Below are 22,123 nucleotides of genomic sequence, written 5' to 3'. Positions count from 1 at the left end.
ATTCAAAACTGTCAATCGATATCTTCGAAAAGGTCTGCCCGGTACTGAAGCTCTTCGGGCTCTGGGGCAACGTGATCTTGATAGAATCCCACTGTCTCAATCACTTCCTGAACAGGTCGAAAGGAGCGGCGGTGTTCAGTGGTTGCTCCGAGGCGGCGCAGGGCCTCCAGATGGACCGGGGTCGGATAACCTTTGTGCTGCGCCAGGCCGAACCCGGGGAAACGCGCTTCCAGCGCTTCCATTTCCCGGTCACGGGTTACTTTGGCAATAATAGAAGCGGCGCTGATGGCAGCCACCCGACTGTCGCCTTTGACAACCGGTTCCGACGGCCAGCGCCACTTGGGACAGCGATTACCATCCACCAGAACGTACTCAGGCACCACAGCCAGCCCCGATACTGCGCGCTCCATAGCCAGCATTGTGGCCTGGTAGATATTCAGCCGGTCGATTTCGTGGGACTCGCACCGGCCAATGCTCCAGGCTTTGGCATGCTCGAGAATCTGATCGTAGAGGGCGTTGCGACGCTTCTCGGTCAGTTTCTTTGAGTCAGCCAGGCCTGCGATTGGCCGGTCCGGATCCAGAATGACCGCGGCAGTCACGACGGCCCCGATGAGCGGCCCCCGACCGACTTCGTCCACGCCGGCAAGCAAAGAACCGGTGTAACGACACTCGAAGGGTGGCAAAGGGCTCTTGGGCATCAGTGGACACCCTGCTCTATCAGGTCTGAGATCGCCTGAGCGGCTTTTTCATCAGCCCCCTGCTTCAGTGAATGGTGCAACTCGGTAAAGGCTTCGTTAAGCCTCGCCCTCTCCTCTTTGTTCTCCAGTCGCTCAAGCACTGCTGCACCCAGACTCTCGGCCGTGGCGTCGTCCTGGAGCAGCTCTGGAACAAGCTGGCGCTTCGCGAGGAGATTGGGCAATGCGACATGAGGCACCTTCACCAACTTCGACAGAAGCGCATAGCTGAACCCGCTCAGGCGGTACCCTACAACCATCGGCTTTTTGAGAAGCATCGCTTCGAGTGTTGCCGTTCCAGAGGCCAAGAGCACAACGTCGGAGGCGGCCATAACATCCCTGGAACGCCCACGTACGATGGTAACCGGAAGCTTCACCTCCAACGCATCGACCAGATCGCGCACCTGCTTATCCCGGTCCCGGTTCACGCAGGGGATCACCAACTGCAGATCAGGTCTTCTGTCCTGTATCCAGCGAGAGGCCTCAAGAAACAGGGTACCAAGTCTCTCCACTTCTCCTGCACGACTACCGGGAAGAACCGCCAGTACGGGTGCATCCGCATCTATTCCCAACGACTCCCGCATCTTGAGGGTATCCGGCGCCATGGGAATTCGATCTGCCAGTGGATGGCCCACGAAGGCCACAGGCACCTGATGCTCCTCGTAAAACCTTGCCTCGAAAGGAAACAGGGTCAACATCAGGTTGACCGATTTGGCAATTTTGAAGATCCGCTTCTGCCGCCAGGCCCAAACCGATGGGCTGACATAATGCACGGAAAGAATGCCGGCCTCGCGGCAGCGCCGTTCGATCGCAAGCGTAAAATCCGGAGAATCGATACCGATCACAACATCCGGTGGCGTGGCGAAGAAATAGTCCAGGAGCCGGGCCCGGATGCTGAACAGTTCACGAATTCGTCCAAGGACCTCCACCAGCCCCATGACCGAAAGACGTTCCATCGGCACCAGGGAATGAAATCCCTCCGCAACCATTTCCTCCCCGCCAATGCCGACGAACCGGGCCCGGGGATAGCGTTGGCGCAGCGAACGGATCAGGCCGGCACCGAGGATATCCCCCGATGCCTCACCGGCAATGATTCCGAATGTGATTTTACGCTCGCTGATGGTCGCGTGAGAAAGATCTGTCACCGACAGGCTCCTGCCGGGTTAGCGGATGATGCCGCGGTGAGCTCCACGCAGGGAGTCAATGAGGGGACGTATTTCTGCAACATCGGAATAGGACTTCTCAAGCTCTTCGACGGCCTGTTCGGTGGTCAGGCCCTGCCGGTATATGACCTTGTACGCCCGGCGCAGAGCCAGTAATACGTCCTTACTGAACCCACGACGCTTGAGGCCCTCCACGTTCATGCCGTGTGGCTCCGCCGACTGGCCGCTGGCCATCACATACGCAGGGATATCCTTCAACACAATACTGCCACCGGCTGCCATGCTGTGAGCGCCAATATGGCAGAACTGGTGAACCATAGTACCGCCGCCCAGAATGGCGAAATCACCAACGGATACATGGCCCGCCAGGGTCGCACAATTGGCCAGGATGGTGTTGTCGCCTACGATGCAATCATGGGCCACGTGTACATAGGCCATCAGCAGGTTGCCGCTGCCAATACGGGTTTCGCCCCGGTCCTGGACCGTGCCACGGTGAATCGTGCAGTTTTCGCGGATAATATTGTTATCACCAATCACCAGCGTGGTGGGCTCGCCGGCGTATTTCTTGTCCTGACACTCTTCACCGATGCTGGAAAACTGAAAAATGCGGTTATTGCGACCGATTACCGTTGGGCCCTTGACCACCACGTGGGAGAGAATCTCGGTACCCTCGCCGATCTCCACACCGGGACCGATGTAACTCCAGGGGCCTACGGTTACGTTGTCTGCCAGTTTGGCTGACGGGTCTACAATCGCCTGAGGATGGACACCCGACCAGTCATTTGTCGCCATCAAGCTTCTCTCTCAGCGGTCATGATTTCTGCCACGCACACCACTTCGCCATCAACGAGTGCCCGGCAATTGAATTTCCAGATACCGCGCTTGGCGGAGACAAATTCAGCCTCCATATCCATGCGGTCTCCCGGCACCACGGGGCGCTTGAAGCGCGCTTTGCTGGAGCCAGCCAAATATTGTATCACGCCATCAGAGGGTTTCCGTTCTACAGTCACAAAACCGAGAATGCCCGCCAACTGGGCCATGGCTTCGATAATCAGCACGCCGGGCATAATCGGGTTATCCGGGAAGTGCCCGGTAAAGAACGGCTCGTTGAAGGAGATGTTCTTGTAGCCTTTGATCGACTTACCTTTCTCCACATCGGTAACCCGGTCTACCAGCAGAAACGGGTATCTGTGTGGCAGGTACTCAAGAATCTCATCAATCTTCATCTGCATGTTGATCGGCCTCAGCCCTCTGATTTCTTTTCCAGTTCTTTTATGCGCCGGGCCAGGCTGTCCAGTTGCCTGAAACGCACGGCGTTCTTGCGCCAGTTCCGGTTAGTGTCGGCACTGGTGCCGGAAGAATACACGCCCGGCTCTCGGATATCACCCGTTACCAGCGTCATGCCGGTAAGGTGCACCTGATCCCCGATCTCCAGGTGCCCCGCCACCCCGGAGGCGCCACCAAACACACAGTGTTTGCCGATGCGGGTACTGCCGGCGATACCGACCATGGCAGCCATGGCGCTGTGATCACCGATATGAACGTTATGGGCGATCTGGATCAGGTTATCCAGCTTCACACCGTTGCCAATGACTGTGCTGTCGAGCGCGCCACGGTCGATGGTGGTGTTGGCGCCCACTTCCACATCATCACCCAGCACCACACCGCCAAGTTGGGCAATGCGGTGCCACTGGCCCCGCTCGTTGGCAAAGCCGAAACCGTCTGAACCGATCACCGCACCGCTGAGGATATGGCAACGCTGCCCCACCACAATGTCGTGGGCCAGGGTAACCCGGGGACGGATGATGGTGTGGTCTCCGATGCGGCTGCGTGCGCCGATGACGGTGCCGGCGCCTATTACAACGTGGGCTCCAAGATACACACCGGCTTCGATGACCGCGTGGGGCCCCACGCTGGCAGTGTTGTCTATGCTGGCGCTCTCATCTACCACAGCGGTGGGATGAACACCGGCTGAGGCCACCGGCGCAGGGTCAAACCAGTGACTGAGGCGAGCATAGCCCATGTACGGGTTGTCCAGTAACAGGACATTGGTAGGGCAATCATCTGCGGCTACAGGTGAGAGGATAACCGCACCGGCCCGGGTATCTTGCAGGTATTTGCCGTAGGCCGGATTGGCCAGAAAGCTGATCTGATCCGGGCCGGCGGCCTGCAAGGTGGCCAGGCCGCTGACCATGATATCGGGGTCTCCCCGGAGACTGGCTCCCAACGCATCGGCTATTTCCTGGAGCCGATAGGACTTCTGTGACATTGCCTTCTCCAAACACCGGGGCGGGGAGCCCCTTGTTCTTTACTTGTTCAGTTTGTCCAGCAGCTGGGACGTCAGATTCATTTCCGGCTTCACGTAAACCACCGCTTCGCTGGGCAGGATCAGGTCCAGGTCATTTTCCTCAAGAAGTTCTTTGACAGCCGCGTCCACTTCCGGGCGAGCCTCTTCCAGGAACGCCTGCTTGCGCTGATTGACGGCGGTATCGAGCCGCTGCTTGAGGAAGTTGAACTCTTTCACTTTTTCCTGGAACTCACCGGCAAGTTTGTTACGTTCGGTCTCGTTCATCATGGCGCCGTCCTTTTCGAGGCGATCCTTGAGCTTGTGAGCCTCTTCCTGCGTCTCGCGGACCTTGGCTTCATCGCCGGCAAAATCCTTCTGGAGCGATTCGCTGAAGGCCTTGGCATCATTTGAGGAAAACAGTGCCTGCCTCAGGTCGACCACACCGATGCGGGTTTCTGCCATGGCCGGGACTGAAAACGCCATAACCATGGCGGCGAATATCAACATGAATCGGGACATTGGTTTTCTCCTGATTTTCATCCGTAGGTTGTTATTATCCATGCGCTAGAAGGTCTGGCCCAGCGAGAACTGGAATACCTGGGTGTCATCACCCGGCTTGTCGTTCAGCGGCTTCGCCAGACTGAAGGCCAGCGGGCCAACAGCGGTAAGCCACTGGAAGCCAATACCGGCGGACATTCTGATTTCGCTCAGTTCCGGATCGAAACCGCGCGCAGTGTCGAACACCTGACCTGCGTCCAGGAAAAACGCCGTTCTCATGGAGCGGGTATCACCGGCAAAGGGCGTGGGGAATATCAGCTCAACACCACCTTCAGTGAGCAGGTTACCGCCGAACGGATCCGGGCGTGAGAGGTCGTTGACGTTGTTCGTAGCAAGGCGACCCAAGGAGTTGGCCCGGTACCCCCGAACCGATCCGTAGCCCCCTGCATAAAAGTTCTCGTAAAACGGCATCTGGGTCCGATCTCCGTAACCATCACCATAACCGATCTCTGAACGCGCCCGTAAGATCCAGCGATTATCGTCAGTCACCGGATAGTAGAAATCGGTCTTGTGTGTCACCTTGTAAAAGGTCAGATCGCTGCCCGGCACTGCTACGTCAAGCGACAACGACTGGCTATGGCCATCACTGGGCAGAACACCCCGGTTGAGAGTACTGCGGCGCCAGCTGCCGAAGAGGAAGAAGTTATTGAACGAATCCCCTTCCTCATCAATGAACTGAATGACCTCCTGTGAGGTGAACAGGCCTCCCGTAAGATTGGACTGGGTAAACCCGGCCCCGAAGTTCAAACGGGTGATATTGTCCGTGGGATAACCGAAGGTGATACGGCCGCCATATTCGTCCAGCAGGAAGGCGGAGATATCCTCTTGCTCATAATTGGTTTGCCGGGCAAAAAGACTGTAGCCACGGCTTACGCCGTCAACCGTGTAGTAAGGGTCCAGGTAGGAGACGTTTGCGCTTTTGACAAAAGCACTCACGTTGACACCGAAAGAGACGCTCTTCCCGGTACCGAAAAAATTATTCTCGGACACGTTGGCGCCAAGAATCACCCCGGACTGCTGCGAGAAACCGACGGAAGCGGAAAGACTGCCCGTCGGCTGTTCTGCCACGGAGTAGTTCACATCAACCAGATCGTCGGTGCCCGGAACTGGTACCGTCTCAACATTCACCATCTCGAAGAAGCCGAGACGCTCCAGTCTGGTCTTGGAGAAGTCGATACGATCCGAAGAAGCCACGCCCCCTTCCATCTGCGTCATTTCCTGGCGGAGAACGTCGTCACGAGTCGACACGTTGCCCTCGAAATTGATCCGTCGCACATAGGCCCGCTTGCCCGGTTCAACAAAGAAGGTGACGGCGGCTGTGTTGTTTTCTCCCGGCTCGGGGACGGCATTGACGTTGGCGAAGGCGTAGCCTTCCCTTCCGAGCCGGAATGCCAGGGATTCGGAAATTGCCGTCATGCGGGATCGGGAGAATACGTCGCCCTCCTCAACAGGAATCAGCGAGCGCAGCTCCTCTTCACCCATGATCAGCTCACCACGAAGGTTAATCTCGGAAATGGTGTACTGAGGCCCCTCATTCAGGGCAATCGCGATGAAGACTTTTTGTTTGTCAGGCGAAATGGATACCTGGCTGGACTCGACGTTGAAATCCAGATAACCACGGTCAAGATAGAACGACCGCAGCGATTCAAGGTCGCCACTCAGGCGCTCTCTCGCGTACTTGTCCGAGTTTGTAATTGAGTTCCACCAGCTCGTGGTCTGCAGCTCGAACAGCTCTTGCAGTTCTTCGTCACTGAAGTCCTTGTTGCCGATCAGGTTGATATGGTGGATCGCAGCGACCGACCCCTCATTGATATCCAGGCGAATCGCAACGCGGTTTCTGGGCAGCTCCTCGGCCGTTGCCTTTACCCGGGCGTTGTAGCGCCCCTGGGCAATGTAAGAGCGCAGAATTTCCAGTTCCAGACGTTCAAGAGTCGCACGCCGGAATACCTGGCCTTCCTGAAGCCCGGCGCCAGCGAGGGCATCCATCAACATCTCGGTTTCAATGTTCTTGTTGCCCTCAATCTCGATATCGCTGATGGAGGGTCGTTCACGAACCGTCAGGATAAGCACACCGGCATCCCGGCTGGCCTCAATGTCGGTGAAAAGACCGGTCCGGAACAGCGACTTGATCGCATCAGCCAGCTCGGTCTCGTCCACCTGCTCGCCAATATTGACAGGGAACGCGGAAAAAACAGTACCCGCAGATACCCTCTGCAGGCCTTCCACCTCAATATCCGCAACAGTGAACTGATCAGCAAATGCTGGCTTCAGGCCGGACACGGCTACAGCGAGGCCAACGGCTACACCTAGAAGAGAACGTCTCATTCAAATATTTCGCCTGGTTAATGCGCGTAAGGAGCTCGCAATTCTCACAACCGCATCAGGTCGTTGTAAAGAGCAAACACCATTAATGTGAGGATCATTGCCATACCAATTCGTAATCCAAACGCCTGAGCCTGCTCGGAAAGCGGCTTCCCACGGAGAGCTTCGATGGTGTAGTAAACGATATGACCACCATCTAGCACCGGCACAGGCAGAAGGTTCAGAATGCCCAGGCTCACGCTCAGATAGGCAAGAAAACGCACGAAGTCTTCGAACCCGGAACTGACACTGGCTTCAGCAACCCGGGCAATGGTAATTGGTCCACTGAGGTTGGTGGGTGACAACAGGCCGGTGACCATCTTCTTGATGGCCACCAGTGTCAAGCGGGTATCCGCCCAGGTTTCGCTGAGGGCGACCGGAACGGCGGCGAATGGGCCGTAGCTGACATCACGCAGCACCTCTTCTGGCCATGAGATAGCTTCCACACCGGCACCGACAAAACCGATTGACTCACCACTTTCCTGAGTCTTCGCTTCCGGTGTCACGCTGACGGATTGTTCCGCACCATTACGCTCGATGGTTACCTGAAGTGTCTGCTCCGGGGCATTGCGAATAAACTCGACCAGCTCAAACCAGCTACTGATCGGCTCGCCGCCCACGGCCACAATGCGATCCCCGGGCTGCAGGCCGGCAGCCTGAGCGCGGCCACCATCGGAAATCTGCCCCAATACCGGCGGAACAGCCGGGCGCCATGGCGTAATGCCGAACTCGGCTAACGGATTGGGAGTATCGTCACTCAGGCCCCAACCGGAAAGCTCACCGCTGACTGTACCGCGGGCGCCATCTTCCGATACCTCCATGGAAATCAGACCGTGCTCGCCGGTCCGCTCCAGAATGCGCATATTCACATCGCGCCACGAACTGACGCGATGGCCATCCACAGCGTGAATCTCCATACCCTCCTGAAGACCTACCCGCTCGGCCACACTCTCGTCAGCGATCTGCCCGACAATGGGTGCAACATGGGTAACGCCAACCACACTCAGCAGCCAGTAAGCAAAAATGGCGAACAGGAAGTTGGCCACGGGACCGGCCGCCGCAATGGCAATACGCTGGCTCGGAGGCTTGGAGGTAAAGGCCTGATCTCTCAGCTCCTCAGGAACTGGCCCTTCCCGCTCATCCAGCATTTTTACATAGCCGCCCAGAGGAATGGCGGCGACGGCAAACTCGGTCCCATGCTTGTCGTACCAGGAAAACATCGGTTTCCCGAAACCCACGGAAAAGCGAAGTACTTTTACGCCACAACGCCGGGCAACCCAGAAATGACCGTATTCGTGAAGGGTCACCAGGATGCCCAGGGTAAGCGCAAGTGCGAGGACGGTTTCAATAATCTGCATAGCGTTCCTGATTGAATGGCTTCAGCCGGGCAGCATTCTGCTGCGACTATCAGACAGTTAACAGACCTATCTGTTCCCGTGCACAAGCCCGTGCTTCTTTATCCTTGGCGAAGATAACGTCAAAGTTGTCGGCGGGCTCAACGGCGGTCACAGCGAGCGTTCGCTCTATGATAACGGGGATATCCGAAAAACACAGGCTACCCTCAAGAAAAGCGGCAACAGCCACTTCATTGGCGGCATTAAGAACCGCCGGGGCAGTGCCACCCTCCTCAAACGCTTCGGCAGCCAGGCGCAGGCAGGGGAAACGCACCAGATCTGGCCGCTCAAAGTGAAAGCGGCCGATCGCGAACAGGTCCAGAGGCGGGACACCAGCGTCAATACGCTCCGGCCAGGCCAGGCCATTGGCAATCGGCGTTTTCATATCCGGGCTGCCAAGCTGGGCCAACACAGAGCCGTCCGCATACTCAACCATGGAGTGAACAATGCTCTCGGGGTGAACATGCACCTCGACTTTCTGCGGTGTTGTATTGAACAGCCAGCAGGCTTCAATCAGCTCAAGGCCTTTGTTCATCAAGGTCGCAGAATCCACGGAAATCTTCTGCCCCATGGACCAGTTCGGATGGGCACAGGCCTGCGCCGGCGTTACCGACCGCAGGTCCTCGGCGGAGTGCTCGCGGAAGGGGCCGCCGGAGGCCGTCAGCAGTATACGCGTGATACCGGCACCGGCAGGATCCCGTATCTTGTCCGCCGGCATGCACTGGAAAATGGCGTTGTGTTCGGAGTCGATCGGCAGGAGTTCCGCCCCGGCCTCGGCCACGGCATCCATAAACAACTTCCCGGACATAACAAGGGCTTCTTTATTGGCAAGTAATACACGCTTCCCTGACCGCACCGCTGAAAGCGTTGGCGATAGCCCCGCCGCCCCGACAATAGCAGCCATCACCGTATCAACAGCCGGCGTGGACGCCACTTCGCACAGCCCTTCCAAACCAGCGAGCACTTCAATATCCGGCAGATCAGTCAGTAACTCCGAGAGCACACCGGCAGCTTCGGGATCGGCCATAACAGCCACCCTGGGACGGAATTCCCGGCACAGTACGGCGAGCTCTTCAGCGCGGGTGCTGGCGGTCAGCGCGTAGACCGAGAAACGCTCCGGGTGACGTCGAATAACATCAAGAGTGCTGAGACCGATGGAGCCCGTAGCCCCGAGTATACTGATATGACGGGTTTCCATGCTCACCAGTGCCCGGTTGTCAGCCAACCAAGTTGGGTAATAATCAATGCAAATACCGGAATGGCCGCCGTCAGGCTGTCGATCCGGTCCATGATGCCACCGTGACCGGGTAACAGCTGACTACTGTCCTTGATGCCACGGTGCCTTTTGAGCATGCTTTCCAGCAGATCGCCCAACACTGAAACAAGACCCGTGGCGAGGCTGGCAACAATTAGCAGCGAGGTCTGAACCGTCCCCGCCGAAGCCAGCCAGCTGACAACCAGGGCAAAAACCCCGACGGCCATCAGGCCGCCCCAAACGCCCGCCCATGATTTGCCAGGACTGACACGGGGCGCCAACTTTGCTTTACCAAACGCCCGACCGGCGAAGTAAGCACCGATATCGGCAACCCACACCACACAGAATACGTAGAGGATGAGCAGCAGGTTGTTGGTACTGTCACCAAACTGGAAACCGCCGGTTCGCAGGTGATTAAGGCCCACCCACGCCGGCACCAGAACGAACAGCCCCATGACGGCTCTTGCGGGGAGACTGCCCCATTTTTCGGAGCCGCCGGGATAACTACGAACCAGAAGAAAGCACACGCCCCACCAGAGCAACGATAACCAGAGGACTGCCACAAACGGAACGTTCAGCAGACCGTAGAGAAGGATAGCGGTGGCCAGTGCGTAGCCAACCCGACCAGCAGGACTCTCAATACCGGACATATTCGCCCACTCCCAGGCGCCCAGGGTAATGATGGCGCCGGTAAAGAGCGCAAAACCCAGGGGCGGGAGGAAAAAGATCCCGCCAATGGCGATAGGAGCGAGGATCAGTGCGGTAATAATTCGGGTTTTTAACACGGTTGACGTCGCTATCGTTCGTTATTGTTGTACAGCCTTGGCCGCTATCTGATCATCCGTCTGGCCAAAGCGACGCTGTCGGCCGGCATAGGCCTGCAGGGCCTTGAGCATCTCTTCCTGCTGGAAGTCAGGCCAATACACCGGCGAAAAGTAGAGCTCTGTGTAAGCCAGGTGCCAAAGCATGAAATTGCTGATTCTTTGCTCACCGGCGGTACGAATCATCAGGTCCGGCATTGGCAGGTCACCGATGCTGAGGTGCTGCTGAATCAGGTCATCGGTGATGTCAGAGGGTGCCAACTGCCCGGAACGGACCTGCTCGGCCACCTTGCGTGTGGCCTGCGTGATATCCCAGTGACCACCATAGTTGGCGGCAATTACCAGGGTCATCCGGGAGTTGTTGCGGGTCAGCTCTTCAGCCGCCTCCATGTGTTCACGCAGTGAGGTGCTGAACGCTGACCGATCACCGATAATGCGCAGGCGGATATCGTTCCGGTGAAGTTTGCGAACCTCGCGCTCAAGGGCGAACAGAAACAGCTTCATGAGCGCCGACACTTCGTCCTTGGGCCGACGCCAGTTCTCGCTGGAAAAGGCAAACAGCGTGAGCACTTCCACGCCTTCACGGGCACAGGTTTCCACCACTGCCCTGACCGCATCGACACCGGCCTTGTGCCCAGCCACTCCCTTGAGCCGACGGGCCTTGGCCCATCGATTGTTCCCGTCCATGATGATGGCCACATGCCGGGGCCGACTGTCTGCCGACACCGGAATCTCTGCGGATACAGTTCCCGTCATGAAATCCCCTGTGCGGCCGGAGCGCCTCGGTGCTTCGGCCTTTCAATTCGCTTGCAAGTAGGTCCGGACGGTTAAACCGCCATCAGGTCTTCTTCTTTGGCCTTGAGCATCTTCTCGACTTCTGCAATGTAGCGGTCAGTCAGCTTCTGAATATCGTCCTCGCCCTTGCGCTCGTCGTCTTCGGTGATTTCCTTTTCCTTCAGCAGATCCTTGATCATGCTGTTCGCGTCACGACGCGCATTACGGATGGAAACACGACCATGTTCGGCGTCTGCTTTTGCCTGCTTAACCATTTCCTTACGGGTTTCTTCTGTCAGCATGGGCATCGGGATACGGATGATATCGCCGCTGGTCGCCGGGTTCAGGCCAAGGTCTGACGCCATAATAGCTTTCTCAATGGTCGGCATCAGGTTTTTCTCCCAGGGAGAGACCGTCAGCGTGCGGTTATCCTCGACGTTGACGCTAGCCACCTGCTTCAGCGGCGTCTCCTGGCCGTAGTAGTTCACCATGACACTATCCAGGATAGAGGGGTGGGCACGGCCGGTGCGGATCTTGTTGAACGCGGAGTTAAGGGACTCCAGGCTCTTTTTCATTTTCTTTTCGGCTTCTGCTTTGATGTCGTTGATCACTTCAGCATCCTCAATTCGTTCGTCATGTCATTCTGTAATCTGGCGCCACGATCCTGTGGGGCCGGGACAGCGATTCATTCGATCAGTGTACCTTCTTTCTCGCCAGTTACGATGCGAGTAAGGGCGCCGGCACGGTTCATATCGAACACCCGCAGCGGCATGCCGTGGTCACGGGCGAGACAGATGGCTGTCAAATCCATCACACCCAGTTTCTTGTCCAGAACCTCATCATAGGTGAGGTAGTCGTATTTCTCTGCACTGCTGTCGAGGTGCGGATCCGCTGAGTATACGCCATCCACTTTCGTAGCCTTCAGCACCGCGTCGGCCTCGATCTCAATGCCACGCAGACATGCAGCGGAATCGGTCGTGAAGAAAGGGTTACCGGTACCGGCGCAGAAGATCACGACATCGCCATCCTTCAGATCCCGTACCGCGCGACGGCGGTCGTAGTGCTCAACAATGCCGCTCATGGGGATCGCGGACATCACACGGGTCCGGATGTTCGAACGTTCCAGGGCATCACGCATGGCCAGACCGTTCATCACGGTGGCCAGCATGCCCATATGATCACCGGTAACCCGATCCATGCCGGCCGCATTCAGGGCTGCGCCACGGAACAGGTTGCCGCCGCCAATCACCAGACCAACCTGCACGCCGATGCCAATCAGCGCACCGATTTCCAGTGCCATGCGGTCAAGAACTTTGGGATCAATACCGAAATCGTGCTCTCCCATCAGGGCCTCGCCACTGAGTTTGAGCAGAACACGCTTGTATCTGGGCTGGGTTTTCGATGATGTCGGCATGATGATCCCCTTGTCGTCTGTTGGCTGCTATCCGGCGTGGTACCCGTTGCAGGCTTGTATCTGACATACTCCTCATAAAAAGGGGTATCTCAGATACAAGCCCGCCACGAGAGCCGGGAATTCCCGGCTAACGTGGCAGACTCAGGTGATACAGTGGCTCAAAGCCCGCTGCATCGAACGAAGGATCAGGCCTTGCCTGTGCCGGCTGCAGCAGCAACCTCGGCAGCAAAGTCCACTTCTTCCTTCTCAATGCCTTCACCCACTTCCAGACGAACGAAGCCAACCAGCTCGCCGCCGTTGGACTTGATCAGCTCGCCCACGGTCTGGTCCGGGTTCTTGACGAAAGGCTGCTCAACAAGGCTGTTCTCCTTGAGGAACTTCTTGATGCGGCCACCCATCATCTTTTCGACGATCTCGGCAGGCTTGCCTTCCATATCCGGCTGGGCCTTGATCACATCCTTCTCTCTTTCGAGTTCTTCAGCCGGCATATCTTCCGGCTTGCCGACACGCGGGTTAACGGCAGCTGCGTGCATGGCGATGTCACGGGCAACTTCAGGATCACCGGCAGTCAGGGCGACAACCGAAGCGATCTTGTTGTTGCTGTGAACGTATCCACCAACAACCGGGCCTTCAACCTTGACGACACGACGAACAGTAATGTTCTCGCCGATTTTCTGAACCAGCGCTTCACGCTTGGATTCCAGATCGCCTTCCATCAGCTTGGCTACGTCGGTTTCGCCATTTTCAAACGCAACGTTCAGCACGTCGTTGGCAAAGTTCAGGAAGTTGTCATCGCGAGCAACAAAGTCGGTCTCGGAGTTCACTTCCAGAATAAAGGCAACGGTGTTGTCGTCAGAGATCTTGATCAGTGAAGCGCCTTCAGCGGCGGTACGGCCGGCTTTCTTGGCAGCTTTCAGACCGGATGACTTGCGCAGCTCTTCGATCGCAGCGTCAACGCTGCCTTCGGCTTCAACAAGTGCCTTCTTGCATTCCATCATGCCAAGGCCGGTACGCTCACGCAGCTCTTTGACCATTGCAGCGGTAATTGCAGCCATGTTCAATCCTCTCAACTGTTCCGAATTCGGTGGGGCGGTGTGCCTCGGAAAACACCAGGCACACCTTACATCTAAACCGTGAAGGTAAAACGTTACTCAGCGGCTGGAGCAGCGCCTTCAGCGTCTTCGCTGACTTCAACAAACTCGTCAGCACCGGCACCAGCAGACTGGGCTGCTTCCATGCAGGTATCAGCAACGGCTTTCACGTAAATCTGGATCGCACGGATAGCGTCATCGTTGCCCGGGATCACGTAATCGACACCGTCGGGATCACTGTTGGTATCAACAACACCGATGACAGGAATACCAAGCTTGTTGGCTTCCTTGATGGCGATACGCTCGTGGTCAACGTCAATCACGAACATCGCGTCCGGCAGGCCGCCCATGTCCTTGATACCACCAATGGAGCGCTCAAGGCGGTCCATTTCACGGGTACGATCCAGTGCTTCTTTCTTGGTCAGCTTGTCAAAAGTACCGTCCTGACTCTGGGTTTCCAGGTCACGGTAGCGACGGATAGACTGACGGATGGTCTTGTAGTTGGTCAGCATGCCACCGAGCCAGCGGTGGTTAACGAACGGCTGACCGGCACGCTCGGCTTCTTCCTTGATGATCTTGGCCGCGGCACGCTTGGTACCAACGAACAGGATCTTGTTCTTGTTCTCTGCCAGCTGCTGAACAAATTTCAGCGCGTCGTTCATGGCAGGAACAGTCTGCTCAAGGTTGATGATATGAATCTTGTTACGGGCGCCGAAGATGAACTTCGACATTTTCGGGTTCCAGTAGCGGGTCTGGTGACCGAAGTGAGCACCTGCCTTCAGCAGGTCACGCATATTTACCTGAGCCATGATAGTTACCTTTTTAGCTTCGGGTTAGTCCTCCACGTATCCGATTACCCCAACCTGACTCCTTTAAAAGCAGGACCAGGCACCCTGGGATAACGTGCCGACACGTGTGTGAATTTGCTGGATTCGTTTCCAGCGGGCGCGTTTATACCATATTCGGCCCGACAAACGCCATTATTTTTGACGGCGAGCTTCCTTGTACCCGGGCAGCAGGCCCCTTAAAATGCCGGTTTGGCACAAACAACGGGAAACCCAATGCAGGTATCGATCAAGACACCGGAAGAAATTGAAAAGATGCGCGTCGCTGGCCGCCTGGCGGCCGAAGTGCTCGAGATGATTGGCGATCACGTCAAGCCCGGCGTTTCCACCGAAGAGCTCGACCGGATTTGCCACGACTATATTGTAAACGAGCAAAAGTGCATTCCGGCACCACTCAACTACAAGGGGTTTCCGAAGTCCATCTGCACGTCGGTCAACCACGTTATCTGCCACGGCATTCCGTCTGAGAAGAAAATCCTCAAAGATGGAGACATCCTTAATATCGATGTCACCGTAATAAAGGATGGCTACCACGGCGACACCAGCAAGATGTGGATTGTCGGCAAGCCGAAACCTGGCACCGAGCGGCTGATCCAGATTACACAGGAGTGCCTCTATAAAGGTATTGAACTGGTCAAGCCGGGAACCCGTCTGGGCGATATCGGGCATGTGATTCAGCAGCACGCCGAGAAACACCGCTATTCCGTGGTTCGAGATTACTGTGGCCATGGCATCGGCGCAGTATTCCACGAGGAGCCTCAGGTAATGCATTACGGCAAACCCGGCACCGGTCTGGAGCTGCAGGAAGGTATGACGTTTACCATTGAGCCAATGATCAACCAGGGCAAGTACCAGACCAAGCTTCTGCCGGATGGCTGGACCGTCGTTACCAAGGATCACAAACTCTCTGCACAATGGGAGCACACCATCCTTGTGACGGCGGACGGTCATGAGGTCTTGACCAAGCGAAAGGAAGAGTCCTTCTAAGTGGACCAAAGCGAGCTGGAATCCCGCATCAGTAATGACCCATCTCCGGTTACGGCGGCCCGGGAGCTGTTAAAGGGCAGGTATGACGCCGATGCCGAGGCCTTTCGACAAGGAGCCGATGTGCGCGCCCTTGTCCGCTCCCGGGCTGACACGGTCGATACAGTTCTCAGATTGATCTGGAACCGCTACCCCTTTTCCGATTCACCGGACATTGCCCTGATCGCCGTCGGCGGCTATGGACGGGGTGAGCTGCACCCGCATTCGGACATCGACCTGCTCATTCTCACCCGTGCCGGCATCGAAGACAGTTGGCACGAAGACCTGGGCGCGTTCGTTACCCTGCTGTGGGATCTCAGGCTGGATATCGGCCACAGTGTTCGCAGCATCGAGGAAAGCAAGACAGCCGCCCGCGAAGATATCACCATACTGACCAACCTGCTGGAAACGCGCACGATTGCCGGCCCGGATGAACTCCGGTCAGATCTGAGCGAGCAAGTCTATTCCGATGATGTCAGCACCGACCGCGACTACTTTATTGCGAAGCGTGAGGAGCAGCAGCAACGGCATCAGAAATACGGCGATACCGAATACAACCTCGAACCAAACGTGAAGGGTTCCCCGGGCGCCTTGCGGGACATACAGACGATCGGCTGGATTACCAAGCGACATTTCGGACTGCAGAACATCGCTGACCTGACCCGCTTCAGCATTCTTACCGAGGAAGAGCATCAGATTCTGTTCCAGGGTGAAACCTTCCTCTGGCAACTGCGATACGGCCTGCAGCTGCTCGCTGACCGGAATGAAAACCGGCTGCTGTTCGATCATCAGCGAGCCCTGGCCCAGATGCTCGGCTATAGAGATGAAGGTAAGCGGCTCGGCGTCGAATTGATGATGCAGGCCTACTATCGCACCGTCCTGGCCCTCGCCGAACTGGCGGATGTGATTCTGCAGTATTACGACGAAGCGATTCTGGGTAGCCCATCGGAAGACGCCATCCAGCCCATCAACAAACGTTTCCAGATTCGTAACTACTATATTGAAGCGGTCAACAACCAGGTCTTCGCCTACGCGCCCTATGCCATCATGGAAATCTTCGTTCTGATGGCTCAGCACCCTGAGATCAAGGGCATCCGGGCCACGACGATCCGGTCGCTTCGGGCCCACCGGCATTTGATCGATGATGCGTTCCGATCTGATCTGGCGGTGACTACCCTGTTCATGGAGCTGCTCAGAACGCCCCATGCCCTGGATCAGACGCTGTCTGCCATGAAGAAGTACAACGTGCTCGGGCGCTATCTCCCGGAGTTTGGCCAGATCATTGGCCAGATGCAGCACGACCTTTTCCACATTTACACCGTGGATGCCCACACCATGCGGGTCATCCGCAACATGGTAAGGCTTGGCAGCGCGGAAGCCCGAACCGAGTATCCGCTGGCATCCCGCCTGATTCACCGGCTGCCGAAACTGGAAACCCTCTATATTGCGGGCATTTACCATGATGTGGCCAAAGGCCGGGGTGGCGATCACTCGGAACTGGGTGCCATCGATGCCGAAGCCTTCTGCCAGCGGCATCACCTGAGCGAACGGGACACCCAGCTGATTTCCTGGCTGGTGGAAAACCACCTGCTGATGTCCATGACAGCCCAGCGCAAAGACATCTCCGACCCGGACATTATCCACGGATTTGCCAGGGCAGTGCCGAGCCAGGCGCACCTGGATTACCTGTACGTTCTAACCGTATGCGACATCAGCGCTACCAATCCCAAGCTATGGAACACGTGGCGGGCCTCGCTGTTGCGCCAACTCTATATCGAGGCCAAACGGGCTTTGCGTCGGGGCACTGAAACGCCCATCGACCGACAGGAATGGGTTCGCGCTACCCAGTCGGAAGCCCGGGAAATCCTGCATGCCCAGAACATGACCGATGAACAGATCGACGCCATCTGGGACACCGTGGACGAAGACTATTTCCTCCAGGACTCGACCGTGGACATCGCCTGGCAGACTGCTGCCATCATCAGACACGGCGACAATACGGACCCGCTGGTGCTGATTCGAGACACGCGGGGCGGCCCGACGGACGGCTACTCCCAGATCATTATCTACATGAAGGACCGGGTTGCCCTGTTCGCTGCGACAACGGCGGTCCTCGAACAGCTGAACCTGAACATCGTGGACGCGCGCATCAGCTCAAGCGAGGGGCCCTACTCGATCAGTTCCTATGTGGTACTTGATGAGAAGGGACAGCCTCTGGGCATCGACCCTGCGAGAAAAGAACGGGTGCGTTTGCGCCTGATCGAAGAACTGGACGACCCGGATGACTATCCGGACATCATCCACCGGCGCACGCCACGCCAGCTCAAGCATTTCGCTTTCCCGACGGAAGTGACGTTCTCGAATGACACCATCAACCAGCGCACCGTAATGGAAGTGATCACGCCCGACCGCCCGGGGCTTCTGGCCCGCATCGGCCAGGTGCTGCTGGAGCACCGGGTACGCCTGAGCAACGCCAAGATTGCCACCCTGGGCGAGCGCGTGGAGGACGTTTTCTTCGTGACGGACGAACACGGCGAGCCCATCCGGGAGCCGGCGGTATGCCAGGCCCTGCAGCAAGATCTCTGTAAAATGCTGGACGACATTCAATGAATCCGAACCTCGACAGACTTCACCCCTACCCTTTTGAAAAGCTTGCCAAACTAAAGGCAGGCATCAGCGTGCCCGATCATCTCCGGCCGATTTCCCTGGGGATTGGAGAGCCGAAGCACCCGTCGCCCGATTTCGTCAAACAGGTCATTGCGAACAATCTGGACAAGCTTGCCAATTACCCCACCACCCGGGGTACGGATGAACTCCGCGAGGCCATCAGTGGCTGGGCAACCCGCCGATTCAATCTGAAGGCCGGCAGCCTCAGCGCGGCGAACAACATCGTGCCGGTAAACGGCACACGTGAAGCCATCTTTTCCCTGGTTCAGGCTGTCGTGGATGCCACCAAGCCTGCCACCGTAGTCAGCCCCAATCCGTTTTATCAGGTTTACGAGGGAGCCGCCCTCCTTGCAGGCGCGACGCCCGTATACCTCCCCTGCGATGGCTCAAATGGCTTCATTCCCGATTTTGATTCAGTGCCCGAATCCATCTGGCAAGAATGCCAGATACTGTTTCTGTGCTCCCCGGGCAATCCCAGTGGTGCTGTTATCTCCCGGGAGGCGCTGACCAAGGTGATAGCCCTGGCCGACAAACACGACTTTATCGTTGCTTCCGACGAATGCTACTCCGAACTCTATCCGGAGGAAGGCAACGCGCCGGAAGGCCTCCTGCAAACCTGCGCCGCCATTGGCCGGGATGACTACGCCCGCTGCGTGGTGTTCCACAGCCTGTCCAAACGCAGCAACCTGCCCGGCCTGCGATCGGGTTTCGTAGCCGGGGATGCCAGCATTCTTGACGGCTACCTGAAGTACCGCACCTATCACGGCTGCGCCATGCCCATCCACAATCAGCTGGCGAGCATCGCCGCCTGGAGCGACGAAGACCACGTTCGGGAGAATCGTGCAGCGTACCGCGCCAAATTTGAGGCAGTGGTCCCCATCCTCCGGGAAGTTATGGATGTTGATTTTCCGGATGCCGGGTTTTACCTGTGGCCGATAACTCCGATGGACGATGAAACGTTTGCCCGGGAGCTCTCGGCACAACAGAACGTGCACGTGTTGCCTGGGCGATATCTTTCCCGAACCGTGGATGGCCATAATCCCGGAGAAAACCGTGTCCGGATGGCCCTGGTCGCCCCGCTGGAAGAGTGCGTAGAGGCAGCGGAACGCATTGTTGAATTTGTTAAGGCGAACAAGCCATGAAACTGTACGGCATCAAAAACTGCGACACCGTAAAGAAGGCCCGGAAGTGGCTGGACGAACAAGGTATCGACTACGAATTCCACGACTTCAAGAAGGATGGCCTGCAGAGTGATTTGCTGTTCCGCTGGGAACACGCGGTCGGATGGGAAACCCTGCTGAACCGCCGTGGCACCACCTGGCGCAAACTTCCGGAGGACGTTCGTGATACCATTGACGCCCAAAGCGCTCACGAGATCATGCTGGAGAACCCATCCATTATTAAGCGTCCCGTTGTCGAAAACGGCGGTGATGTGCGCGTAGGTTTCAGTGCAGACGAATGGTCCGCATGGCTGGCCTGAATCTCGGGCAAACCAGATCCAAACTTTAATTTCAGGGGTCTTCAGGCATTGCCCTGGCCCCACATTCATAACAGGAGCAACCATCAGATGAGCTTTGCATTCGGTATCGGTATCGGCACCCAGAACAACCAGGGCGAGTGGCTGGAAGTGTTTTACCAGCAGCCGGTCATGACACCCGATAACACCCTGATGGACGTCATCTCCAACGCCCTTGATTACAAGGGTGGTAACCAGGCGATCAGCGCGACCGCCGAGCAGCTCAGCCAGCTCGCCAACGCCTTGCGTCAGATCGGCCAGACAGGCCAGGCATCACTGGCGGACAAAGCAGCCGCCAGCAAGCGCCCGGTGGTTGTCACAGTACTCGAAACAGATGACACCGCGTCCAGCACCCCGGAGGTTTACCTCAAGCTTCACCTGATTTCTCATCGCATGGCCAAACCTCACGGATTGAAGCTGGACGGCATTTTTGGCCTGCTGCCGAATCTGGCATGGACCAGCGAAGGCGCGATCGATCTGAACGAACTGTCCGACCGCCAGCTTCAGGCTCGCCTGGAAGGCCGCACACTGGAAGTCAAATCCGTGGATAAATTCCCGCAGATGACCGATTACGTGGTACCGAAAGGTGTCCGCATTGCCGATACCGCCCGGGTTCGCCTTGGCGCCTATGTGGGTGAAGGCACCACGGTCATGCACGAAGGGTTTATCAACTTCAACGCCGGCACCGAAGGCACCAGCATGATCGAGGGCCGTATTTCCGCCGGCGTCATGGTTGGCAAGGGGTCTGATCTGGGCGGTGGATGCTCCACCATGGGCACCCTTTCCGGTGGAGGCAACATCATCATTGCCGTTGGCGAGAACTGCCTGATCGGCGCCAACGCCGGTATCGGCATCCCGCTGGGCGACCGTTGCAAGGTCGAGGCCGGGCTGTACATCACAGCCGGCACCAAGGTTGCGCTGCTCGACGACAACAACGAGCTGGTTGAGGTGATCAAGGCCCGCGATCTGGCCAACCAGACAGACCTGCTTTTCCGCCGTAACAGCCAGACTGGCGCGGTGGAGTGCAAAACCAACAAGTCTGCCATCGAGCTGAATGAAGAGCTGCATGCAAACAACTGATTCCCCGACCCTCGAACTTGCCGTTGATCTGATCCGCCGGCAGTCTGTCACGCCAGACGATGCCGGCTGTCAGGAACTGATGATGTCGCGCCTTGCGCCTCTGGGCTTCACCGGCGAGAACCTGCGCTTTGGCGATACCGATAACCTCTGGGCCCGAAAGGGCTCCGAGGGGCCGGTGCTGGCCTTTGCCGGCCATACCGATGTGGTACCAACCGGGCCGGAAAAGAACTGGTCGCACCCACCCTTTGATCCCGTGATCAGGGATGGCTACCTCCTCGGCCGTGGCGCCGCGGACATGAAGGGCAGCCTGGCAGCCTTCGTAACCGCATGCGAGCGCTTCGTTGCAAGCTACCCGGACCATCGGGGTTCCATAGCCCTGCTGATTACCAGTGACGAAGAGGGGCCAGCCCAACACGGTACGGTCAAAGTGGTGGAAACTCTCGAAGCCAGGAACGAAAAGATCGACTGGTGTCTGATTGGCGAGCCGTCCAGCACCCGAGAAGTGGGTGATGTGATCAAGAATGGTCGACGGGGCTCTCTGCATGGTTACCTGACCGTGCATGGGGTTCAGGGCCACGTAGCCTATCCGCACCTGGCCGAGAACCCGGTTCACCTGGTTGCGCCTGCCCTGGATGCGCTGGCAAAGGAATTCTGGGATAACGGCAACGACTTTTTCCCGCCAACCACCTTCCAGATTACTAAGCTGGAGGCCGGTACGGGCAGCAACATTATTCCCGGTGAATGCCTGGTGCACTTCAACTTCCGCTACTGCACGGAAAACACTGCAGAAAGTCTGGAGGAACGGGTGGTAGCCATCCTGGACCGCCACAACCTGAAATACGATCTGCAGTGGCACCTCAGTGGCCGTCCGTTCCTGACGGACAAGGGCGCACTCGTGTCTGCCAGCCAGAGCGCCATTCGCACGGTGACAGGCCGGGAAACCGAACTTTCAACCTCCGGCGGCACCTCGGATGGTCGCTTCATTGCACCTACCGGCGCGCAGGTGGTCGAACTTGGCCCCATCAATGCGACGATTCACAAAGTGGATGAGTGCGTAAAGGCCGAAGATTTGAATACCCTGTCTGAAATCTACGAACAGATTCTGATCGAACTGCTGGCATAAAAGCAGGAGCCGGAATC

Annotated in this window: 21 protein-coding genes; 6 read left to right on the top strand and 15 right to left on the bottom strand. The window is 57.3% G+C overall.

Features of this window, described 5'->3' with window-relative positions; genetic code table 11:
- Nucleotides 1-11: 11 nt before the first annotated feature.
- The 15 genes from rnhB to rpsB form a co-directional block, all read right to left on the bottom strand.
- Nucleotides 12-698 carry a ribonuclease HII gene (rnhB, locus tag AC5JQH_RS17265; RefSeq protein ID WP_062785142.1) on the bottom strand — a complete coding sequence of 229 codons (687 nt, stop codon included), beginning with the start codon at nt 696-698 and terminating at the stop codon, nt 12-14.
- The gene (gene lpxB / locus AC5JQH_RS17260) at nt 698-1,879 is read right to left on the bottom strand and encodes a lipid-A-disaccharide synthase (RefSeq protein WP_491713206.1); all 1,182 of its coding nucleotides are present in this window, start codon (nt 1,877-1,879) and stop codon (nt 698-700) included. The genes rnhB and lpxB overlap by 1 nt, the downstream gene beginning before the upstream one ends.
- Nucleotides 1,880-1,897: 18 nt before the next feature.
- The gene (gene lpxA, locus AC5JQH_RS17255; RefSeq protein ID WP_491713207.1) at nt 1,898-2,689 is read right to left on the bottom strand and encodes an acyl-ACP--UDP-N-acetylglucosamine O-acyltransferase; all 792 of its coding nucleotides are present in this window, start codon (nt 2,687-2,689) and stop codon (nt 1,898-1,900) included.
- Entirely contained in the window at nt 2,689-3,123 is a 435-nt protein-coding gene (gene fabZ, locus AC5JQH_RS17250) for a 3-hydroxyacyl-ACP dehydratase FabZ (RefSeq protein WP_200861362.1), read from the bottom strand. Before fabZ ends, lpxA begins: the two co-directional genes overlap by 1 nt.
- 17 nt (nt 3,124-3,140) lie before the next feature.
- A complete protein-coding gene (gene lpxD, locus AC5JQH_RS17245) occupies nt 3,141-4,166 on the bottom strand; it encodes a UDP-3-O-(3-hydroxymyristoyl)glucosamine N-acyltransferase (RefSeq protein WP_036219878.1) in 1,026 nt (341 codons plus the stop codon).
- A gap of 39 nt (nt 4,167-4,205) precedes the next feature.
- Nucleotides 4,206-4,703, bottom strand: a complete 498-nt coding sequence (locus AC5JQH_RS17240; RefSeq protein ID WP_491713208.1) for an OmpH/Skp family outer membrane protein — start codon at nt 4,701-4,703, stop codon at nt 4,206-4,208.
- A 45-nt stretch (nt 4,704-4,748) separates the two neighbouring features.
- On the bottom strand, nt 4,749-7,067 hold the full coding sequence (gene bamA, locus AC5JQH_RS17235; RefSeq protein WP_491713209.1) for an outer membrane protein assembly factor BamA: 2,319 nt from the start codon (nt 7,065-7,067) through the stop codon (nt 4,749-4,751).
- A gap of 44 nt (nt 7,068-7,111) precedes the next feature.
- The gene (gene rseP / locus AC5JQH_RS17230) at nt 7,112-8,461 is read right to left on the bottom strand and encodes an RIP metalloprotease RseP (protein ID WP_008170369.1); all 1,350 of its coding nucleotides are present in this window, start codon (nt 8,459-8,461) and stop codon (nt 7,112-7,114) included.
- Nucleotides 8,462-8,510: 49 nt separating this feature from the next.
- A complete protein-coding gene (gene ispC / locus AC5JQH_RS17225; RefSeq protein WP_491713210.1) occupies nt 8,511-9,695 on the bottom strand; it encodes a 1-deoxy-D-xylulose-5-phosphate reductoisomerase in 1,185 nt (394 codons plus the stop codon).
- A 2-nt stretch (nt 9,696-9,697) separates the two neighbouring features.
- Complete coding sequence (locus tag AC5JQH_RS17220) at nt 9,698-10,537, bottom strand: phosphatidate cytidylyltransferase (protein ID WP_008170372.1); 840 nt, start codon at nt 10,535-10,537, stop codon at nt 9,698-9,700.
- Between the two features lie 21 nt (nt 10,538-10,558).
- Entirely contained in the window at nt 10,559-11,329 is a 771-nt protein-coding gene (gene uppS, locus AC5JQH_RS17215) for a polyprenyl diphosphate synthase (protein WP_008170374.1), read from the bottom strand.
- A 71-nt stretch (nt 11,330-11,400) separates the two neighbouring features.
- Complete coding sequence (gene frr, locus AC5JQH_RS17210) at nt 11,401-11,958, bottom strand: ribosome recycling factor (protein ID WP_008170376.1); 558 nt, start codon at nt 11,956-11,958, stop codon at nt 11,401-11,403.
- 74 nt (nt 11,959-12,032) lie between these two features.
- Nucleotides 12,033-12,761 (bottom strand): UMP kinase, encoded by a 729-nt coding sequence (gene pyrH / locus AC5JQH_RS17205; protein WP_008170379.1) that lies wholly within the window; start codon nt 12,759-12,761, stop codon nt 12,033-12,035.
- A 185-nt stretch (nt 12,762-12,946) separates the two neighbouring features.
- Entirely contained in the window at nt 12,947-13,816 is an 870-nt protein-coding gene (tsf, locus tag AC5JQH_RS17200; protein ID WP_008170381.1) for a translation elongation factor Ts, read from the bottom strand.
- A 92-nt stretch (nt 13,817-13,908) separates the two neighbouring features.
- Nucleotides 13,909-14,661 (bottom strand): 30S ribosomal protein S2, encoded by a 753-nt coding sequence (gene rpsB, locus AC5JQH_RS17195; protein ID WP_008170383.1) that lies wholly within the window; start codon nt 14,659-14,661, stop codon nt 13,909-13,911.
- A 252-nt stretch (nt 14,662-14,913) separates the two neighbouring features.
- Here rpsB and map point away from each other — a divergent pair, with 252 nt between their 5' ends.
- The 6 genes from map to dapE all read left to right on the top strand — a co-directional run bounded on the left by map (nt 14,914) and on the right by dapE (nt 22,106).
- Nucleotides 14,914-15,684: a type I methionyl aminopeptidase gene (gene map, locus AC5JQH_RS17190; protein ID WP_008170385.1), complete on the top strand. Its 771-nt coding sequence runs from the start codon at nt 14,914-14,916 to the stop codon at nt 15,682-15,684.
- Nucleotides 15,685-18,330, top strand: a complete 2,646-nt coding sequence (locus AC5JQH_RS17185) for a [protein-PII] uridylyltransferase (protein ID WP_008170387.1) — start codon at nt 15,685-15,687, stop codon at nt 18,328-18,330.
- A complete protein-coding gene (dapC, locus tag AC5JQH_RS17180) occupies nt 18,327-19,529 on the top strand; it encodes a succinyldiaminopimelate transaminase (protein ID WP_273085587.1) in 1,203 nt (400 codons plus the stop codon). The genes AC5JQH_RS17185 and dapC overlap by 4 nt, the downstream gene beginning before the upstream one ends.
- Nucleotides 19,526-19,867 carry an ArsC family reductase gene (locus AC5JQH_RS17175; protein ID WP_008170391.1) on the top strand — a complete coding sequence of 114 codons (342 nt, stop codon included), beginning with the start codon at nt 19,526-19,528 and terminating at the stop codon, nt 19,865-19,867. The genes dapC and AC5JQH_RS17175 overlap by 4 nt, the downstream gene beginning before the upstream one ends.
- 87 nt (nt 19,868-19,954) lie before the next feature.
- Complete coding sequence (dapD, locus tag AC5JQH_RS17170; protein WP_008170392.1) at nt 19,955-20,983, top strand: 2,3,4,5-tetrahydropyridine-2,6-dicarboxylate N-succinyltransferase; 1,029 nt, start codon at nt 19,955-19,957, stop codon at nt 20,981-20,983.
- Nucleotides 20,970-22,106, top strand: a complete 1,137-nt coding sequence (gene dapE, locus AC5JQH_RS17165) for a succinyl-diaminopimelate desuccinylase (protein WP_008170394.1) — start codon at nt 20,970-20,972, stop codon at nt 22,104-22,106. The genes dapD and dapE overlap by 14 nt, the downstream gene beginning before the upstream one ends.
- Nucleotides 22,107-22,123: the final 17 nt, after the last annotated feature.

The sequence above is a fragment of the Marinobacter sp. H13 genome (assembly GCF_059072335.1).
Note: the sequence above shows the minus strand (reverse complement) of the source record. Positions and strands in the feature narration are given on the sequence as shown.